The sequence below is a fragment of the Paraburkholderia sediminicola genome, assembly GCF_046026895.1.
In the GTDB taxonomy this organism is placed as follows: Bacteria; Pseudomonadota; Gammaproteobacteria; order Burkholderiales; family Burkholderiaceae; genus Paraburkholderia; species Paraburkholderia sediminicola_C.
Genome location: NZ_JAQQEU010000001.1, coordinates 65,691 through 84,886, shown reverse-complemented (window position 1 = coordinate 84,886; position 19,196 = coordinate 65,691). Strand labels below are relative to the sequence as shown.

Here is a 19,196-nt window from a genome sequence, read left to right as displayed (position 1 = left end):
TCAGGATCTCAGTGGGGTTGCGTGGCCGCGTGAATCGCGGACCACACGCGATGCGGCGTCGCCGGCATTTGCAGATCGGTCACGCCGAGCGGCGCGAGCGCGTCGATGATCGCGTTGATCACCGCCGGCGGCGAGCCGATCGCGCCCGCCTCGCCGCAGCCTTTCACGCCGAGCGGATTGTGCGTGCACGGCGTGCCCTTCGCGGTTTCGACGGTGAAGTTCGGCAGATCGGACGCATGTGGCATCGCGTAGTCCATGTACGAGCCGGACAGCAGCTGGCCGCTGTCGTTGTCGTACACGCAGCGCTCCAGCATCGCCTGACCGATCCCCTGAGCGAGCCCGCCATGCACCTGGCCTTCGACGATCATCGGATTGATCACGTTGCCGAAATCGTCGACCGCGGTGAACTGCTGGATCCGGCATACGCCCGTCTCGGGGTCGACTTCGACCTCGCAGATATACGCGCCGGACGGATAGGTGAAGTTGGTCGGATCGTAGAACGCGCTTTCTTCGAGGCCCGGTTCGAGCACGTCGAGCGGATAGTTGTGCGGCACGTACGCGGCGAGCGAAATTTCGGCGAAGGCCTTGGTGCGGTCGGTGCCCGCGACGCGGAACACGCCGTCCTTGAACTCGATGTCCTCGGCCGCGGCTTCGAGCAGATGGGCGGCGATTTTCTTCGCTTTGGCTTCGATCTTGTCGAGTGCCTTCATGATCGCCGTGCCGCCGACCGCGATCGAGCGCGAGCCGTAGGTACCCATGCCGAACGCGATGCGGCCCGTGTCGCCGTGCACGATCTCGACGCTCTCCAGCGCAATGCCGAGCCGGTCGGCGACCACTTGCGCGAAGGTGGTCTCGTGCCCCTGGCCATGACTGTGCGAGCCGGTGAACACCGTGACCGAACCGGTCGGATGCACGCGGACCTGACCGACTTCGAAGAGACCGGCGCGTGCGCCCAGCGCCCCCGCGATGTTCGACGGCGCGAGGCCGCATGCTTCGATGTAGCACGAGTAGCCCAGGCCGCGCCGCTTGCCGTTCTTTTCGGATTCCTGCCGACGCGCGGCGAAGCCTTTGACGTCCGCAAGTTCGAGCGAGCGCGCGAGGATCGTTTCGTAGTCGCCAATGTCGTAGGTGAGCCCGACTGGCGTCGCGTACGGGAACTGGCGGATGAAATTGCGGCGGCGGATTTCCGCGGGATCGAGGTTCATCTCGCGCGCCGCGGTTTCGACCAGACGCTCCACCACGTAGGTCGCTTCGGGGCGGCCCGCGCCGCGATAGGCATCCACGGGAACGGTGTTGGTGAAGACCGCTTTCACTTCCGCATAGATCGCGGGCGTCGCGTACTGCCCGGCGAGCAGCGTCGCGTACAGGATGGTCGGCACGCATGACGCGAAGGTCGACAGATAGGCGCCCATGTTCGCGGTCGTGTGGACGCGCATGGCGAGAAACTTGCCGTCCGGGTCCATCGCGAGTTCGGCCTTCGTCACGTGATCGCGGCCGTGCGCATCGGAGACGAACGATTCCGAGCGCTCGGCAGTCCATTTGACTGGACGGCGGATCTTCTTCGAGGCCCACGTGAGCGCGACGTCTTCGGGGTACAGGAAGATCTTCGAGCCGAAGCCGCCGCCCACGTCCGGCGCGATCACGCGCAGCTTCGATTCCGGCAGCGACAGCACGAACGCGGCCATCAGCAGGCGCTCCACGTGCGGATTCTGATTCGCGACGTAGAGCGTGTAGCTGTCGTCCTGCACCGAGTAGCTCGCGTTGACCGCGCGCGGTTCGATCGCGTTCGGGATCAGCCGGTTGTTGACGATGTCGATCGTGGTGACGTGCGCGGCCTTGGCGAACGCGGCGTCGGTCGCGGCTTTGTCGCCGTGGCCCCAGTTGTAGCAGACGTTGTTCGGCGCTTCGTCGTGAACGGCGGGCTGGCCCGGGTCGGCCGCATGCGCGGTGTCGACCACGGCAGGCAGCACGTCGTAGTCGACCTCGATCAATTCGGCTGCGTCTTTCGCGGCCTTGATCGAATCGGCGATCACGAGCGCGACCTGATCGCCCACGTGACGTACTTTGGTATGCGCAATGACCGGATGCGGCGGCTCGTTCATCGGCTTGCCGTCGGTGCTGTGGATCAGCCAGCCGCACGGCACGCTGCCGACGTTGTCCGCGGCCATGTCCGCGCCGGTGAAGATCGCGACCACGCCTGCCGACTGTTTCGCCGCTGTGGTGTCGACGCTGTTGATCTTCGCGTGCGCGTGCGGCGAGCGCAGGAACACCGCGTAGGTTTGCTGGGGCAGGAGGATGTCGTCGGTGTACTGGCCGTTGCCGGTCAGGAACCGGTAGTCTTCCTTGCGTTCGACGGAAGCGCCGATGAGGCGGGTGTCGGGTGCGTTCATCGTCGGCTCCTCAGGCGGTGGCCGGCGCAGTGGCCGCTGTGTTGGCATTGGCACTGGCACTGGCATTGGCGGTGGCCGTACCGGATGTCTTCATGCCTGCGGCGCCTTCGAGCACTGCCTTGACGATGTTGTGATAGCCCGTGCAGCGGCACAGATTGCCGTCGAACTGGGCGCGCACGTCGTCTTCGGTGAGCTCGGGCTGACGCTGTACGAGCGAAATCGCGCTCATCACCATGCCGGGCGTACAGAAGCCGCACTGCAGTCCGTGGCAATGTTTGAACGCGGCTTGCATCGGGTGCAGCGCACCGTTTTGCGCGAGCCCTTCGATCGTGGTGACGTTCGTGCCATCGGCTTGCACCGCGAGGATGTTGCACGACTTGATCGCGCGGCCGTTCAGGTGAACGGTGCATGCGCCGCACTGCGCGGTATCGCATCCGATGTGCGTGCCGGTGAGGCGGAGTTGATCGCGCAGGAACTGGACAAGTAGGGTGCCGGGGTCGACTGAGGCGCTGATGGGTGCGCCGTTCACCGTCAGACTGATGCTGATCGCCATGAAGTGTCTCCTATGTCGACCGGAGTAAGTGCTTTGGCGTGTGGATCCGGAGTTGGCGCTTTAGCGCCTCCTCCGGTCTCATGCTTCTGCATTTGCTCCGGTCCCATGCAAGTTAATTGCTGATGGATGAGACCGGACCCTTTGTTTTTTCTTGCCTTCAGCTGCCTGCTCGTGGGGTCCGATACGGGTGCTGCGGTTCTTATGAGTCTGCCGAAAAGTAAAGCACAAATCGCGCGGGCGCGCTATGAGGGGAAGTGTGCTCGCCGTCCTGGCGCGCGCGAACACCTGCTTTCGCGCCGCGTGAGACGGCGGAAACGGCGGAGGTTATGGGCGATATTGGCTAGCGCAACGAATCACCAGCAAAAGGTGCTAGCAAAAACGGCCTGGCGATTCGATGAGTGGTCGCGTCGACGCGCGAGGCGCCGACGGAATGACTGCGTTGTTGATCGCGCGCCGTTTGGACAGTTCGGCTTCCGGCAAACAACCGCGCGCAGACCGGAAGAAAAGACTTACTTCGCCAACTTCGAATGACGCCGCGAATAGCCGAAATAGATGACCATCCCGATCAGCAGCCAGATGATGAATGCGGCCCACGTCACGCCCTGAAGATTGAGCATCAGGAACAGGCACGACGCCACCGCGAGAATCGGCACCACCGGCACGCCAGGGCAGCGGAACGCGCGCGGCAAATCAGGATGCGTCTTGCGCAAAACGAGCACGGCGATCGACACCATCGAGAACGCGGCCAGCGTGCCGATATTGATCAGCTCGGCCAACACATTCAACGGCACCAGCGCGCCGATCAAGCCGAAGAAAATCCCCACCAGCCACGTCGTGAAGAACGGCGTCGCAAACCGGGGATGCAAGCGCGACAGCCGCGCCGGCAACAGGCCGTCGCGCGACATCGCGAAGATCACGCGCGTCTGACCATAGGCCATCACCAGAATCACGGTCAGCATGCCGAGCACGGCGCCGAGATCGATGAAGCCCGCGACCCACGTCTGCCCCGCCTCCTGCAATGCATACGAAACCGGGTGCGAGATATTAGCGAACTTCGCCGACGGCACGATGCCCGTGACCACCGCGGCCACCGCCACGTACAGCACCGCGCACACGCCGAGCGACGCGATGATGCCGATCGGCAGATCGCGCTTCGGATCCTTCACCTCTTCCGCAGCGGACGACACCGAATCGAAGCCGATGAACGCGAAGAACATGACCGCCGCCGCGCCGAACACGCCGTTCCAGCCGTTCGGCATGAACGGATGCCAGTTGGCCGGCGTGACGTGGAAGACGCCTACGGCGATCACCAGCAGCACCACGGTCACCTTGATCGCCACCATGATGTTGTTGATCCGGGCGGATTCGCGCACGCCGACCGACAACAGCGCGGTGATCGCCATCATCACGAGGAATGCGGGCAGGTTGAAGAGTGTCTCGTGGCCGGGCAACGCGCCCGGCGCCGCCGTCAGTGCGACCGGCAAGGACACGCCGAAGCCTGACAGCAACGATTGCAGATAGCCCGACCAGCCGACCGACACCGCCGATGTGGCCAGCCCGTATTCGAGCATCAGGTCCCAGCCGATGATCCACGCGGCCAGTTCGCCGAGCGTCGCATACGAATAGGTGTAGATCGAACCCGCGACTGGGATCGTCGACGCGAACTCGGCGTAGGCGAGCGCGGCGAAGCCGCACGCGAGCGCCGCGATCAGGAACGAGATCATCAGCGCCGGACCGGCCTGCACGGCGCCCGTGCCGGTCAGCACGAAAATGCCGGTGCCGATGATGGCGCCGACACCGAGGAATGTCAGATCGAGCGCGCCGAGCGCCTTTTTCAGGCCGGCGTTCTGAGCGCTTGCCGCGATCATGTGCTCGACGCTCTTTTTGCGAAACAGGGACATTGGCGTGGGTCTCCAGTGGTGCACGCGTGTTGCGCGCCGAATGTCGGGGAAACCCGTAATTTTAGCGGATGCACGCTGCCGCCTAGTTTTGGGATGACCTGCGCACGGCTTGGGGGGCGGGCGGAAACTCCCGGCTGGAAGGGCTTCGCGCGTGGTGTTCCTGCGTGGGAAGCAGCGCCACGGCAATGCTTTCGCTCGAACGCGGGAATAAAGGGGAGGGATTCGCTCTCTTGCGGGCTGGCCGGGCGGGGGCTAACGGCGAGCGATTCAGCCAGACATGGCGTGGCGGCGAAGTCGAAGGCGACGGCGAAGCGCCGTCAGCCCGCCATCGCCGGGTTCAGATCGACGAGCCGGTTGCTCATCACATAGAACGTCAGCTCGGCGTTATTGCGCAGCTTCATTTTCTCGAGCAGCCGCGTGCGGTACACGCTGACCGTCTTGACCGACAACGACAGCGCCGCCGCGATATCCGTCAGCCGCTTGCCCGACGCGAGCATGCACAGCGTTTGATATTCGCGATCGGAGAGCTTTTCGTGCGGCAACTGCTCGCCGTCGAAGGACACGTAGTCGGCCAGCGCCTCGGCCATCGCCGGGCTCACGTATTTGCGGCCCGCCGCGACCTGCTGGATCGCACCGATCATCTGCGCGGCGTCGACCGTTTTCGACAGGTAGCCGGATGCCCCGGCCTTCAGCGCGCGCACCGCGTACTGGTCCTCGCGGTACATCGAGAACATCAGCACGGCCACGCGCGGCGCCTTGCGCTTCAGGCGCTTGAGCACTTCGACGCCGTTCATGTCGGGCAGCGAGATATCGAGCAGCACCACGTCGTAGTCGTGCTGGCCGACGGCGTCGAGGGCTTCCGCGCCGCTTTGCGCCTCTTGGACTTCGCGCGCCACGCCACGGTCGAGCAGCAATTGCCGCACGCCTTGGCGAACCACGGCGTGATCGTCGGCGATCAGGATGCGCAGGCTCATGACGGCGCGCTCACGATTGCAGTGCGCGCCGCTCGGCGCGAGGCGCGTGCGCGAGCAGCGCGTCCCAGGCGAAGCGCGCCTGCAGCAGCGTTCCGCGTGCCGCATTGGCGCTCGCGCCACCCTGCGCGCCGGCACGCCGGGCGCTGATGCGCAGCGTGCCGTGGAAGGCGGCGCAGCGCGCCTGCATGCCGCTCAGCCCGAAATGGCCGTGGCGAGGGTGGCGGGCGTTGCGGGCGAGCCCAATGCCGTCGTCGCTGACGAGCAGCGTGAGATGACGCCGGCTGGTCTCGATCCGCACGTCGGCCGATTCGGCGTGAGCGTGCCTGGCGATATTGTTCAGCGCTTCCTGCGCGACCCGGAATACGGCCAGCGCGGCGTCGGCAGGCAGGCGCGTCACGCGCACGTCGGCGGCGCAGACGAAGTTCGTGCGCAACTGCGTGCGCATGGCGAAGTCGCCGGTCCAGTGCGCCAGCGCGCCAGCGAGACCCGCTTCGAGCGATGGCGCGTGCAGTTCCGCGATGGCCTGACGGCTTGCCGCATACACGGCGTCGAGCGAGCGGTTCGCGACCGTGAGCGCGGCGGCACATTGCGGCGGCGCGTCGGCGGGCAGCCAGGTTTCGACGCCGGCCAGCGCGAAGCGCGTTGCGGTCAGCTCGGCGCCCACGCCGTCGTGCAGTTCGCGCGCCACGTGACGGCAGGCGGCCTCCTGCGCCTGCACGAGTTCGGCCGACAACTCGCGCACGCGTGCGCGCAGCCGTGCCAGCTCGTGTTCCGTCGACGCTGACGGCGCGTCGAACCCGTCACGAACCACGGACGAAGCAAAGGGGGCGTTGAACTGGACGGCAGTCGGCGTATCCATGAGTTTCCCTCTCAGGAAGCCATGTGGACCGCGAAGCGGGTGCGCATCGGCGGCGCGAAGACGAAAGAACGCATGCGAGTCTCTAGCCTCCCAGGTGTGGCCGTCACGCAGCGCGCAAACGGCAAAACGCGATGATGCGAAGTAACGAAAGTTACATTAAGTAACAATCAGGCGGGACCGGTAAAGGCATGGCAATTCGTCTGATCGTGCGGCGCGATGATATCTCAAAAAAAGAAAGAATGCAGTGGCACCAAGGCTTAGCGCGCACTTTTCATGCAATGGTTGATGTTTGCAAGCCACGCTTTTGTAGGAAGTTTCCCGACATGGGATTTCCGTCACGAGGGTGCCAATTGTAACCCGCAACAAAAAAGGAGCTCGAAGGCTCCTTTTTGCTGGATCGGCGGCGCGCGCCGCGAAAACGATACGTGGCTTAGCCGACGAACGCCTTTTCGACCACGTAGTGACCCGGCGCATTGTTGCTGCCTTCCTGGAAGCCCAGGTCGTCCAGCAGCTTGCGCGTGTCGCGCAGCATGTGCGGGCTGCCGCACAGCATCACGCGGTCGTCTTCGAGCGAGAAGCCCGGCACGCCGAGGTCGGCGAACAGCTTTTCAGTTTCGATCAGCTCGGTGATGCGGCCGCGGTTCTGGAACGCTTCGCGCGTGACCGTGGGGTAGTACAGCAGCTTTTCCTGCACCAGTTCGCCCAGGTGCTCGTGCGCCGGCAGGTGGTCGGTGATGTATTCCTTGTACGCCAGTTCGTCGACGAAACGACAGGTGTGCGTGAGCACGACGCGCTCGTAGCGGTCGTAAATGTCCGGGTCCTTGATGATCGACATGAACGGCGCGAGACCCGTGCCGGTGGACAGCAGCCACAGCGTCTTGCCCGGCAGCAGGTTGTCGGCCATCAGCGTGCCGACCGGCTTCTTGCCGATCAGGACTTCGTCGCCGACCTTCAGATGCTGCAAACGCGACGTAAGCGGGCCGTCCTGCACCTTGATGCTGAGGAATTCGAGATGTTCTTCGTAGTTCGCACTAGCGAGGCTGTAGGCGCGGATCAGCGGCTTGCCGTCGACTTCGAGGCCCACCATCGTGAACTGGCCGTTTTCAAAACGGAACGACGGATCGCGCGTGCAGGTGAAGCTGAAAAGCGTATCGGTCCAGTGATGGACGCTCAGGACGGTTTGTGAATTCAGGTTGCTCATGGCTTCTTGGATAGTGCGAAAACAAAGGCGGCCAGTCGTTTTAGCCGGCCGGCACGGCAAGGGCGATGCTGCGCTAGCCCTGATCGAGAGTCACGCGCAATCCGCTATTTTACCGCGCCCGCTGCCTGAGGGCGGCGGCGCGGCGGTTGAGCGCGGTGAAGCGGGTTGCCGGACCTCGCAAGCGTGGGCGCCGGCTGCCGATACAACGGGCGTCGCGAACTACGTTTGGCGTGGATGCCGCCGCGCTTCAGCAAGGGGTACGGCGATGGGCGAAAGCCGCGCAGGGCGGTTGCCATCGGCTGTCCGGCATGCGCCGGATAGGCGCGCCGCGTGGGCAACATTTTCGGGATGATACCGAAAGCCGGCGTGCACTGCAGCATTGACCCTGCTGATAAAACTGGCAAACGCGGTGCGGCGGGCGTGAAATCCGGCAAAAAGCGCTTGCGTGAAGCGGATGTCGCGCACTTCGAGTCCGCGTCGTCTGATGGATTGTTTTTGGTACACAGGTTCGATCACAGGTCGACACGATCGGCGCAGACCCGAAACCCGATAAGGCACCGAGCCTATGGTGCTTTGATGACGCCGAAAAGTGCGAGCATGAACCCGCGACCGCCCGAACCGCCGCGAAGCGTGCGCCGCCAGGTCCGCCCACTCACACGAGCCGATTACGCCGGCGCCCTCACCCGCTTTTTCCCGCGTTGCTTCAGCACTCGCGCCTGCAACACGATCACCAGCAACAGGAACACGCCGCGAACCACCGACTGCCAGTAAGCCGACAAGCTGATGAAACCGAGCCCGTTTTCGAAGTTCAGCAGGTTGAACACCAGGCCCAGCAGCAGCACGCCGGCAATCGTCATCGCCACCGAGCCCTCGCCACCGGTCAGCAGCGTGCCGCCGAGCACGACCGCCGAAATCGCGAACAGCTCCCAGCCGACCCCTTCGTTTGGCTGCCCCGCGCCGAACTGCGCGGCGAGGATCACGCCCGCCATGCCGGCCAGCAGCCCGCTCACCGCATAAGCCGTCACCAGCGTGCGGTCGACGTTCAGCCCCATCAGCCGCGCGGCTTCCTCGCTGCCGCCGATCGCCAGCGCATGCCGCCCGAAACGCGAGCTGCGCAGCGCGAGCCAGCCGGCCAGCGCGGCGACCAGCGCGACGAGGCCCGGAATCGGCAGCCCGAACAGGTCGCCCTGTCCGAAGTTGCCGAAGTTCGACTCGGCCGCGATCGACACCGCATCGTTCTTGCCGAGCAGCAGCGCCACGCCGTGCGCGCCGAGGCTCGTCGCGAGCGTCACGATGAAGGGCAGGATTTTCAGCCGCGTGATGATCAGGCCGTTCAGCACGCCGACCGCGAGCCCGGCCGCGCAGCCGGCCAGCACGGCGACCCAGCCGCCATACACGCTGGTCAGCGCGGCGACCACGCTCGCCAGCGCGGCGACCGTGCCGACCGACAGGTCGATGCCGCCGGTGATGATCACGAAGGCCATGCCGATCGAGATCAGCGTGAACATCGAGTTGTAGCGCCAGAACGACGTGATGTTGTACGCCGAGCCGAAATGCTCGTAGCGCACGAGGCCGAAGACGACGAGGGCCGCCAGCGCGAGCAGGATAGGAAGGTTCTTTTTCATTGCATCGAGTCCGGGAGGGTGCGTGAGCTGCGTTAGGCGTTAGCGCGAGCGCCGCTGCACATAAACGGCCGCGACGATGATGCCGGCCTTCACCACCAGCGCCGCCGCGTCGGGAATGCCGTGCGCGAGCAGCGTATAGCGCAGCAACTGGATGATCAGCGCGCCGACCAGCGTGCCGCCGATGTACGCCTTGCCGCCCGTCAGCGCAGTGCCGCCGACGGCGACCGCCGCGATCGCATCGAGCTCGACGCCGAGCCCCACCACGTTCGCATCCGACGACGAATTCACCGAGATCGAGATCAGCCCGGCGAGCCCGGCGAGCGCCGCGCACAGCGTGTAGGCGATCAGCTTCACGGTGGCGGTCGGCACGCCGCACAGATACGCGGCCTTTTCGTTGCCACCGGTGATCAGCAGATACTGGCCGAACAGCGTCTTGCGCACCACCCACACGAACACGCCGACCAGCGCCAGCATCAACAGCACCTGGAAGGGCACGCCCGCGATCTTGCCAAGCGCGATCCACTGGAAGGCGGGCGTGTTGAACGCTTGCAGGCTGCCGTCGGTGACGACTTGCGCGATGCCGCGTCCGGCGATGAAGAGCACCAGCGTCGCGACGATCGGCTGCACGGATAGCCTCGTCACCAGCAAGCCGTTGAACACGCCGCACGCGGCGGCGGCCAGCACCGGCAGCACGAACGCGAGCGCAATGCCGCCAGGCCCCGCTATGTTGAGGAACAGCATGGGCGCGAGCGCGCCGGAGATCGCCATCGACGCGCCCACCGACAGGTCGATGCCGCCCGTCGCCACCACCAGCGTCATGCCGATGCCGACGATCACGATCGTCACCACCTGGGTCATGTTCACGTTGAAGGTTTGCAGCGACCAGAAGTGCGGCGTGAAGATCAGATTGAACAGCACCATCGCGAGCAGCACGATGATTTCGCGCTGCATCGCGAGGTGCCTCCATTTGCGCGCGGTGCTCGCGGATTGCGCGCGTGGCGCGGCGCTCATGGACGCGGCGGCGTCGGCATGCCGCGCCGGTTCGGTGCGCAACGACTCGGTGTGCAGCTTAAGCGCCATGACGGTCGCCCTCCAACGCGTCTTCGATATGGGCGGCGTTAGCCGTTTGCGCGGCCTCGGCCAGTTGCGAACGGCCTTCGCTGCCGTAGGCGATGGCATCCATGATCGCGGTCTCGCTCATCGCGGAGCCGTTCAGTTCGGCGACCGTGCGGCCGTCGCGGATCACGACCGCGCGGTCGGCCACAGCGGTCAGCTCTTCGAGTTCGGACGCGGACAGCAGCACCGCCAGTCCCGCGTCGCGCAACTCGCGCACGATCTTCGCGACCTCGGCTTTGGCGCCCACGTCGATGCCGCGCGTCGGTTCGTCGAGCAGCAGCATCGACGGCTCGGCGGCCAGCCAGCGCGCCAGCAGCACCTTCTGCTGATTGCCGCCGGACAGTTCGCGGATCGGCTGATCGGCCGAGCGCAGCTTGATGCCGAGCGACGCGATGAAGCGCTCGACGATCGCCTGCTGCTTCTTCACGTCGACCACGCCGTTCTTCGCCAGCGTGCGCAGGCAGACCAGCGTGAGGTTGTCGCGCACGGACAGCTCGGGCACGATGCCTTCACCCTTGCGATCCTCAGTGAGATACGCGAGGCCGCACGCGATCGCGTCCTGCGGCGACTTCAATGTGACGGCTGCGCCGCCGATCGACAGCGAACCTTGCTCCAGCGGATCGGCGCCGAACATCAGCCGCATGGTCTCCGTGCGCCCGGAGCCGAGCAGGCCCGCGAGACCCACGGCTTCGCCAGCATGCACTTCGAGCGACACGTTGCTCACCTTCGGATGCGCGCTCAAGTGCGTGGCCGCAATCGCCTGCTTGCCGCGGCGCGCGAGGTTCGCTTCGCGCGAAGCGGTGTCTTCCTGCACGACGGCGGCCAGCGTGCGGCCCAGCATCGTCGTGACGAGTTGCAGCTTGTCCATTTCCGCCATCGTGCTTTGGGCGACGGTCTGGCCGTCGCGCATCACGGTGACGCGGTCGCACAGCGCGTAAAGCTCGTCGAGCCGGTGCGACACGAAGATCACCGCGCGGCCGTCGTCGCGCAGCTTGCGCACCACGGTGAAGAGCAGCTCCACTTCGCGTTCGTCGAGCGATGACGTGGACTCGTCCATGATCACCATCTTCGCGTCCGACGACACCGCGCGCGCGAGCGCCACCATCTGCTGGATCGCGGTCGAATAGCGGCCGACCGGTTTCTTCACATCGATCTGCAAGCCGAACGATTCGAGCAGCGCGCTAGCGCGCTGCTGCACCGCGCGCCAATCGATCAGGCCGAAGCGGCGCGGCTCGCGGCCGAGAAAAATGTTTTCCGCCACCGAGCGGAACGGCACGAGGTTGATCTCCTGATAGATCGTGCTGATGCCGGCTTCGCGGGCCTGCTTCGGCGTGCGGAAATCGACTTCCTGGCCTTCGAAGCGCACGCTGCCCGAGCCGCGCCGATACGCGCCGGTCAGGATCTTGATCAGGGTCGATTTGCCGGCGCCGTTCTGGCCGATCAGCGCGTGCACTTCGCCGGCGGCGACGCTCAGATTGGCGCCGCGCAGGGCGGGCACGCCGCCGAAGCTGATGCCGATGTCCTGCATCTCGAGCAGCGGCGAACGGGCGAGGGGGGAGTGTGGCGTCTCTTTGCCGGATTCCGTCACGGGGAGTCCTCCTGATGCGGGTGCTGCACAGGCTCGCGCGGATGAGTCGCCGTGCGTGTCCGGGCTGGATGCAGGGGCGTGTTCGAAGCTTCGCGGTCGAGCCATGTTACGCCGCATAAAAGCGAAGCGACGGTCCATGTCATCACGGGCGCGTCGCTTCGAACCCTTCCCGTCACCCGCCCGCCGAGGAGACGCTTTTAAAAGGCGGGTGACTTCCTGCTGCAACGCAGTGAAACAAGTCCCCTTGGGGGCGCTTGTCTGTCTATTGCTTCGCGATCAATAGCCGTACTGCATGCTCTGCTGCACATTGCCCTTGTCGTAAAACCGGTCGGACACCTTGACCCACGTCGGGATCTTCTCGCCCTTCGCGTAACGCTGCGCGACATCGCAGGCGAGCGGGCCGAAGAACGGGCTCGACTGCACGCTCGCGCCGAGTTCGCCGGCGGCGATCGCATCCATGCCGCCCTTGGTGCCGTCGATCGTGACGATCTGGATGTCCTTGCCGGGCTGCTTGCCGGCGGCCTTGATCGCGGCGATCGCGCCAAGCGCCATTTCGTCGTTGTGCGCGTAGACCGCGGTGACGTCCGGATGCGCCTGCAACAGCGTTTCCATCACCTGACGGCCCTTGTCGCGCGCGAAGTCGCCGCTTTGCGACGCGATGATCGTCATGCCCGGATTCTTCGCGACGATTTCGTCGAAGCCCTTCTTGCGATCGTTCGCGGCCGACGCGCCGGTCGTGCCTTCGAGTTCGATGATTTTCGCCTTGCCGTTGGTCGCCTTCACGAGCCAGTCGGCGGCGCGGTGGCCCTGGTCGATGAAGTCCGAGCCGATGAACGTGATGTAGTCGCGGCCCGCCTTGGCTACCGATTGATCGACATCGCGGTCGACCAGGATCACCGGAATGCCGGCCTTTTTGGCCTGCAACACGATCGGCGCAAGCGGCTTCTCTTCGCGCGGCGGGAACACCAGCAGATCGACGTGCTGCGCGATCATGCTTTGGATGTCGGAGACCTGCTTGGAGTTGGAGCCGTTGGCGTCGGTCATCACGATCTGCCAGCCGCATTTGGCCGCGATGTCCTTGAAGCTCTTGGTTTCCGCCAGACGCCACGGGTTATTGCTTTCGGTCTGCGCGAAGCCGACCTTCAACGGGGTCTTGGTGGCCAACTTCGGCAACGCGTCGTCGGCGTGCGCGGTGGTGACGCCGAAACCGATTGCCAGAGCCAGCAGCGAACCTGCCAGCGGACGAATCTGCTGCTTGCGCGCATGCTTGCGCGACTGCGTGTTGAGCGACGCCATGTCTTCCTCCAGTGCCTGGTGAGCTAGGGTTGTATTTGCTTTTTGAGTGGCTGGTGCCGGCCGGCGGCGCTGTGCGTCCCCCCGACCAGACGTGCCGATTATTCCACCAGGAATTATTATCGGTCAATCACTAATAATATTAATTATTGGCGCTTTTGCCTCGGTAATTACCCTGACCGACGCGCGTTCGACGAGCGGTCCATCGAGCTTGACCATCCTGTGCCGCACCGGGGCGCCGGCGGCGCGGTTGTGCTCTTCCTGCAGAAGCGTTTCGACGGCCCAGCGTCCCAACTCGTAGTTCGGCAACACCACCGTGGAGAGCGGCGGATGCGTGTGGCGGGCGATTTCCTGGTCGTCGTAGCCGAGCACCGACACGTCCTCCGGCACGCGCAGGCCTAGCTGCTTCAACGCTTCGATCGCGCCGATCGCGGTGAGGTCGTTGGCGCAGAAAATCGCGGTCGGCGGATTGGCTTCGCGCATCAGCGAGAGCGTCAGTTCGAAGCCGAGGCCCGAACTCCAGTCGCCGTCGCGCACCAGTTCCGGCGCGTAGGGCAGGTCGGCGGTGGCGAGCGCGGTGCGGTAGCCCTTCAGGCGGTCTTTCGACGCGTCCTGCCACGGCTCGCCGTTGATATAGCCGATCCGCCGATGCCCGGCTTGCAGCAGGTGGTCGGTGGCGAGATGACCGCCGGCGACTTCCGCCGGCACCACCGACGAAAACCCGCTTTCGCCCGTGTAGCAGTTCAGCAGCACGGCCGGCACCTGCGAGAGCGCCGCCGGCAGCGTCACCTTGCGCGTGTAGACGGTCGCGTAAATCACGCCGAACACATGCGGATTCGCGAGGATCGTGTCCAGCACCTGTTTTTCGATATTGGCGTTGCCGTGCGTCGAATACACCGCCAGCATCTTGCCGCTTGCATAGGACGCGTCGCGCGCGCCGTCGATGTTGACGACCGGGTGCGGGCTGGTGGAGATTTCGTCGGCCAGGTAGACGATCAGATTGCGTTCGTCGGTCGAAGCGGCAACCGGCTCGCGCAGCGACAGCCGGTAGCCGAGATCGTGTGCGGCCTTCAGCACCTTGCTGCGGGTGGTCTCGGAGAACTTCGCGCCGGTCGCGTTGTTCAGCACCAGCGAAACAGTCGATTGCGACACGCCGGTGAGCTTGGCGATGTCGGTCATGGTCGGACGGCGTTGAGTCGATTTTTTCATTGGGCGGGCCGCACTGCGGCGGCGCAAAAGCGGAGGCATGTCCGGGGCGTGTTGGTGTTGACGGTACCACTAATAATATGCGCCCGGCAACGCACGCAAACCCGTCATTGGGGAGTGGGCAGTCCGCTTGCCGAGCGGTCCTTTACCGCAGATTTATTACTAATAATATTGACCGATTGGCTTTGTCGTGCGATTCTCGGTCGCGCGGACTTTGACGCTCCGCCGGCCGCGCGCTGCGCGCGGTACGGAAATTGACTTTTATGGGACCGGAGTAAGGGCGGAAGCATGGGACCGGAGTAGCCGCTAAAGCGCCAACTCCGGATCGACGCGCTGAAGCACCCACTCCGGTCGACACACCAGACACCGATGCGCGTTCATGCCGCCATCCGCCCAAGGCCTTGCCCTTTCTGACCATGCGCGACCTTTCCTTGAATCCGGTCCGACCGCCCGCCACCGAACTCGCATGGCTCGATGATCCCGCCATCGCAGCCACGCTCGTCACGCTGACGGCGGGCGCGCTGCGCGCGGTGATCGCCCCCGGGGTAGGCGGCGCGCTCGCGGCCTTCTACGAGATCACGCCCGACGGTCCGCTGCATTGGCTGCGGCCGGCTGCCCACGCGGCGTTCGAGCAGCGCGATCCGCTGCGGATGGCGAGCTTCCCGCTGTTTCCCTACTGCAACCGCATTCGCGACGCGCGTTTCGAATTCGGCGGGGGCACTGTCGATCTCGCCGGCAACGACTCGCGCTTCGCGCACGCGCTGCATGGCAATGCGTGGCGGCATCCCTGGCAGGTCGGAGCGCGTAGCGAAAGTGCGGTGGACTTGCACTTCGAACATGAGCGCGATCCGCGAGTGCCAGGCGACTGGCCGTTTCGCTACCGGGCACAACAGCGGATCGAGCTGCGCGGCGGCGCGCTGCGCATCACGCTGTCCGCGCAAAATCGGGCCGGGCGGCCGATGCCGTTCGGCATGGGGCATCACCCGTACTATCCGCGGACCGCGCAAACCCGCGTGTACGCCGACGTGCAAGCGATGTGGCATGCCGACGCCGACGTGCTGCCGACGCATCTCGGCCCGCATCCCGCAGTCGACGCATTGCGTGAAGGCATGTCACCCGATGCGTTCGATCTCGACAACAACTTCGCCAACTGGACGCGCGAGGTGACCATTGCGTGGCCCGACGAAAAGCGCCGCTTGACGATGACCGCCGACGCTCCGTTCGATCACCTGGTGGTGTTCGCTCCGGCCAACGATGCGCAGCTATGCGTGGAGCCGGTGACGAACACCACGGACTGCTTCAACGCGGTCGGCATGCGTGAGCAGGTGGGCGGTTGCGTGTTGGCGCCCGGCGAGGAGATCGCCGCGACCTTGACGTGGATGCCGCAGCGCGGCTGATTGCCGCACGCGATCCGTGCTGAGGCGGTGACGCGTCGATGTGTGCAAGAGCGCAAGCATGCAAGCGTCAGCGCCCGGCAAAACAAAAGGGCGGCCACGCCGCCCCTTCCAATCCGCACCCGCCACCCACTCACTCCACCCGCAAGCGCGCCATATACGGCAAATGATCCGACAGCCACGCGGTTTCCTGGGTCGGCTGAATCCATTCGATGGGCCGCATGCCGCGCACGAACATCTTGTCGAGCGCAAGCGCCGGCGAGAACGCGGGGAAAGTGCGGCCCGACTCGCCGAGTAGCGTCGCCACCTCGTGCAGACCATGCTCGCGAAACAGCGGCACCGAGTCATTGCGCCAGTCGTTGAAGTCACCGGCCAGCACCAGCGGACCATCGGGCGCTTCTTTCTCGATCCAGTGCGCGATCCAGTTCATCTGCCGCAAGCGCGCCGGCCGCGTGAGCGCAAGGTGCGCGCACAACAGCGTGACCGAATGACCGCCGAAGGTCGCCCTCGCCACCAGCAAGCCACGCTTTTCGAAGCGATGCGCGGAGATGTCCCAGCGTCCGCCGAGATCGAGCGGATGCGGCGACAAGATCGCATTGCCGTGCCGCCACGACGGCTTGAACACGTTCGGGCCGAGCGCCACTTCGAGTTCGAGCGCACGGGCGATTTCAGTGGCCTGGCAGTGCCAGACATCGCTCAGCGGATCGTCGATCGGCGCGCCGAAACTGCTAGCCAGCATCGGCGACGGCATGCGCCGCGCCATCGCTTCCTGCAGGAAATAGGCGTCCGCGTGAGTCGACTGGACCCAGCGCTGCATGGCCTGCCAGGCCTGAAAGCCGAGCGGTGTGCGGCCTTTGTGAAGGTTCCAGCTCACCGCGACGAAATCGTTCGGCGCGAGGTTCTCGCGGATCAATTCTTCTGGGTTTCGCATGCCGCGTTATCCACGTGTTCTGTTTGAAGGCTTTGGTTGTGCGCGTTGATCGGCTATCCGTTCGCGTGTCGCTCTCACCAATGGTCAATTTGCATTCCTGCCGCCGTCCGCGAGACTCGCACGCACGCGGTAGACCAGGTTTGGATCCTTCTCGACGATCGTCCAGCTCGCCCATTGGCCCGGCGCAACCATCAGACCCGGATGGCTCGCGCTCACCCGGCGCGGCTGCGGCGGCAGCTTGCAGCCGATGTCGGTTTGCCGCGCGGCGTCGTCCTCGAGCGTCTCCTGCGTGTCGATCGACAGCGTGATCCCGTTAGCATCGGCCCGCAGCGGCGAGACCGTCAGCGTGCGCGACAGATCGAGGCTGCCGGCCGGCTGGTCTTTACAGCCGACGTTATGCTGCACCGTCTTGTGATGCGTATCCGTGCGCGCCTGGCCGACCGTGGTGGTGCCGTCGAACGAATCGATCTGTTGTCCGTCGCGCACCACCTGTAACTGCCATTGCACGACCTGCTGCGCCGGTCGTTGTTGTGCGTTTGCAAGCAACGAAGTGCCAAGCAGCATGGCGACGATACTGGTTTTCCACATAGAAGGATCTCCGGCTCTACTCGGCCCGAATGGTCAGAGAGCCATCTTACCCCCGATGGCCGCCACGCTTTTCTGACACTTCGATCAGGGCCGCGTTCAGCAACAATGCATTGCAGATAGGGACGACAAGTGTCGAAAACAACCATTGTTAGCAGCAGAGCCGCACGACTGCTGGCTTGCACGGGAATATGTCGTGGTTACACTGGACTTGAAACGGCGCCCACCATGCGCGCCGCTGCAAGGCCAGCCAAGACGGGGTGAGCGATGACAACAGCAATGGTCAAACAGGAAATCGCCGTGGCGTCTTTCAGCCGGGTGTACGACCTCGATCAGGTCGAAACCGCGCTGAACGACCTCGGCGAAGGCGCGAACGAGGCGCTGCGCGCAACGTACGAAAAGATGCTGAAGACGGGCAATCTGCGCTTTTGTGTGAAGCCGAACCGGATGCCGTCGATCGACGATCTCATCCACGCGCTCCCCAATTTTTCAGTACCGCTCGACGACATTCGCAAGCAGGTCGCATTGTGTCTGGAGACCGAAGACCGGCTCGAACTGATGCCGATCCTGCTGCTCGGCGATCCCGGGATCGGCAAGACGCATTTCGCGAAACAGTTGGCGCGCCTGCTCGGCACCGCTTACCAATACGTGGCGATGAGTTCGCTGACGGCGGGATGGATTCTGTCGGGCGCGTCGTCGCAATGGAAAAACGCGAAGCCGGGCAAGGTGTTCGATACGCTCGTGAACGGCAGCTATGCGAACCCCGTGATCGCCGTCGACGAAATCGACAAGGCCACCGGCGATTCCCAATACGATCCGCTCGGTGCGCTGTATGCGCTGCTCGAACACGACACCGCGCAGAGTTTCATCGACGAATTCGCCGAGATTCCGATCAACGCGGGGAACGTGATCTGGATCGCCACCGCGAATGACGAGCGCTCGATTCCGGAGCCGATCCTGAACCGGATGAATGTGTACGAAATTCCGCCGCCGGATCGCGACGGCACGCGGCGCATCGCGCAAGCGATCTATGACGAGATCCGCTCTGCGCACAACTGGGGCCTGCGTTTTCCCGAGGTGCTCGGCGATGCCGCGCTCGACGCGCTGAAGCTGGCTTCGCCGCGTGAGATGCGCCGCGCGATTCTGAACGGCTTCGGCGCGGCGCGGATCGATGGGCGGGATCGGATTGAAGCGGGCGATATTCGTCTGGACCATGGAAATCGGCGAAAACCGATCGGTTTTTGAGTGTTTTTGCCCATTTTTTGCATGAAAGCCGCCTTCTGGCGGCTTTTTTCCTTCAAAAACGAGATGATCCGTTCTGGATTCGCGGTGAATGTCGCAGCAATTATTGCTATTTTTGAGATGCCAGCGGTCGGCAGTTATTCGGTATCGCGCACGCAAGTGAGGACCGACTTGGTCGAGCCCGTGCATCACCGCGCAAAGAGCACGCAGCACTAAGCTGCAGCGCCCGCCGGATGTTCAATTGAGCCGAACCGGTCGCTCAGTCCATCGAGTCCATCGCGCGTGCGAAGAAGCAAGCGCTCCGATCTTCGACGGCGTACACTGATCAGTCCGGCCGC

17 protein-coding genes are annotated in these 19,196 nt (G+C 64.6%); 3 read left to right on the top strand and 14 right to left on the bottom strand.

Annotated features, from left to right (window positions below):
- Positions 1-8: 8 nt before the first annotated feature.
- From PQR02_RS00385 to PQR02_RS00330, 12 genes are all read right to left on the bottom strand, one after another.
- Entirely contained in the window at positions 9-2,390 is a 2,382-nt protein-coding gene (locus PQR02_RS00385; protein ID WP_408223795.1) for a xanthine dehydrogenase family protein molybdopterin-binding subunit, read from the bottom strand.
- 10 nt (positions 2,391-2,400) lie between these two features.
- Positions 2,401-2,943, bottom strand: coding sequence for a (2Fe-2S)-binding protein (locus tag PQR02_RS00380; protein WP_408223792.1), 543 nt, complete (start codon positions 2,941-2,943; stop codon positions 2,401-2,403).
- A 509-nt stretch (positions 2,944-3,452) separates the two neighbouring features.
- Positions 3,453-4,844 carry a branched-chain amino acid transporter BcaP gene (bcaP, locus tag PQR02_RS00375; protein WP_408223789.1) on the bottom strand — a complete coding sequence of 464 codons (1,392 nt, stop codon included), beginning with the start codon at positions 4,842-4,844 and terminating at the stop codon, positions 3,453-3,455.
- A gap of 317 nt (positions 4,845-5,161) precedes the next feature.
- On the bottom strand, positions 5,162-5,818 hold the full coding sequence (rqpR, locus tag PQR02_RS00370; RefSeq protein WP_408223786.1) for a response regulator transcription factor RqpR: 657 nt from the start codon (positions 5,816-5,818) through the stop codon (positions 5,162-5,164).
- Between the two features lie 10 nt (positions 5,819-5,828).
- A complete protein-coding gene (locus PQR02_RS00365; RefSeq protein WP_408223783.1) occupies positions 5,829-6,677 on the bottom strand; it encodes a sensor histidine kinase in 849 nt (282 codons plus the stop codon).
- A gap of 430 nt (positions 6,678-7,107) precedes the next feature.
- On the bottom strand, positions 7,108-7,878 hold the full coding sequence (locus PQR02_RS00360) for a ferredoxin--NADP reductase (RefSeq protein ID WP_074285705.1): 771 nt from the start codon (positions 7,876-7,878) through the stop codon (positions 7,108-7,110).
- A 219-nt stretch (positions 7,879-8,097) separates the two neighbouring features.
- Entirely contained in the window at positions 8,098-8,394 is a 297-nt protein-coding gene (locus PQR02_RS00355; RefSeq protein WP_408223779.1) for a hypothetical protein, read from the bottom strand.
- A gap of 149 nt (positions 8,395-8,543) precedes the next feature.
- Complete coding sequence (locus PQR02_RS00350) at positions 8,544-9,503, bottom strand: ABC transporter permease (RefSeq protein ID WP_408223776.1); 960 nt, start codon at positions 9,501-9,503, stop codon at positions 8,544-8,546.
- 39 nt (positions 9,504-9,542) lie between these two features.
- Positions 9,543-10,583 (bottom strand): ABC transporter permease, encoded by a 1,041-nt coding sequence (locus PQR02_RS00345; RefSeq protein WP_408223773.1) that lies wholly within the window; start codon positions 10,581-10,583, stop codon positions 9,543-9,545.
- Entirely contained in the window at positions 10,573-12,147 is a 1,575-nt protein-coding gene (locus tag PQR02_RS00340) for a sugar ABC transporter ATP-binding protein (RefSeq protein ID WP_408224619.1), read from the bottom strand. The genes PQR02_RS00345 and PQR02_RS00340 overlap by 11 nt, the downstream gene beginning before the upstream one ends.
- 336 nt (positions 12,148-12,483) lie before the next feature.
- Positions 12,484-13,503, bottom strand: a complete 1,020-nt coding sequence (locus PQR02_RS00335; RefSeq protein ID WP_408223770.1) for an ABC transporter substrate-binding protein — start codon at positions 13,501-13,503, stop codon at positions 12,484-12,486.
- Between the two features lie 123 nt (positions 13,504-13,626).
- Entirely contained in the window at positions 13,627-14,679 is a 1,053-nt protein-coding gene (locus PQR02_RS00330) for a LacI family DNA-binding transcriptional regulator (protein ID WP_408224616.1), read from the bottom strand.
- Positions 14,680-15,122: 443 nt separating this feature from the next.
- Here PQR02_RS00330 and PQR02_RS00325 point away from each other — a divergent pair, with 443 nt between their 5' ends.
- Positions 15,123-16,103 carry an aldose 1-epimerase gene (locus PQR02_RS00325; protein ID WP_408223767.1) on the top strand — a complete coding sequence of 327 codons (981 nt, stop codon included), beginning with the start codon at positions 15,123-15,125 and terminating at the stop codon, positions 16,101-16,103.
- 130 nt (positions 16,104-16,233) lie between these two features.
- Here the strand turns inward: PQR02_RS00325 and PQR02_RS00320 are convergent, their stop codons facing one another.
- The gene (locus tag PQR02_RS00320) at positions 16,234-17,031 is read right to left on the bottom strand and encodes an endonuclease/exonuclease/phosphatase family protein (protein ID WP_408223764.1); all 798 of its coding nucleotides are present in this window, start codon (positions 17,029-17,031) and stop codon (positions 16,234-16,236) included.
- 84 nt (positions 17,032-17,115) lie between these two features.
- Positions 17,116-17,619, bottom strand: coding sequence for a hypothetical protein (locus tag PQR02_RS00315; RefSeq protein WP_408223761.1), 504 nt, complete (start codon positions 17,617-17,619; stop codon positions 17,116-17,118).
- A 264-nt stretch (positions 17,620-17,883) separates the two neighbouring features.
- On the opposite strand from PQR02_RS00315, the gene PQR02_RS00310 reads away from it, so the two are divergent.
- Positions 17,884-18,861, top strand: a complete 978-nt coding sequence (locus PQR02_RS00310; protein ID WP_408223758.1) for an AAA family ATPase — start codon at positions 17,884-17,886, stop codon at positions 18,859-18,861.
- A gap of 21 nt (positions 18,862-18,882) precedes the next feature.
- Positions 18,883-19,074: a hypothetical protein gene (locus PQR02_RS00305; RefSeq protein ID WP_408223755.1), complete on the top strand. Its 192-nt coding sequence runs from the start codon at positions 18,883-18,885 to the stop codon at positions 19,072-19,074.
- Positions 19,075-19,196 lie beyond the last annotated feature (122 nt).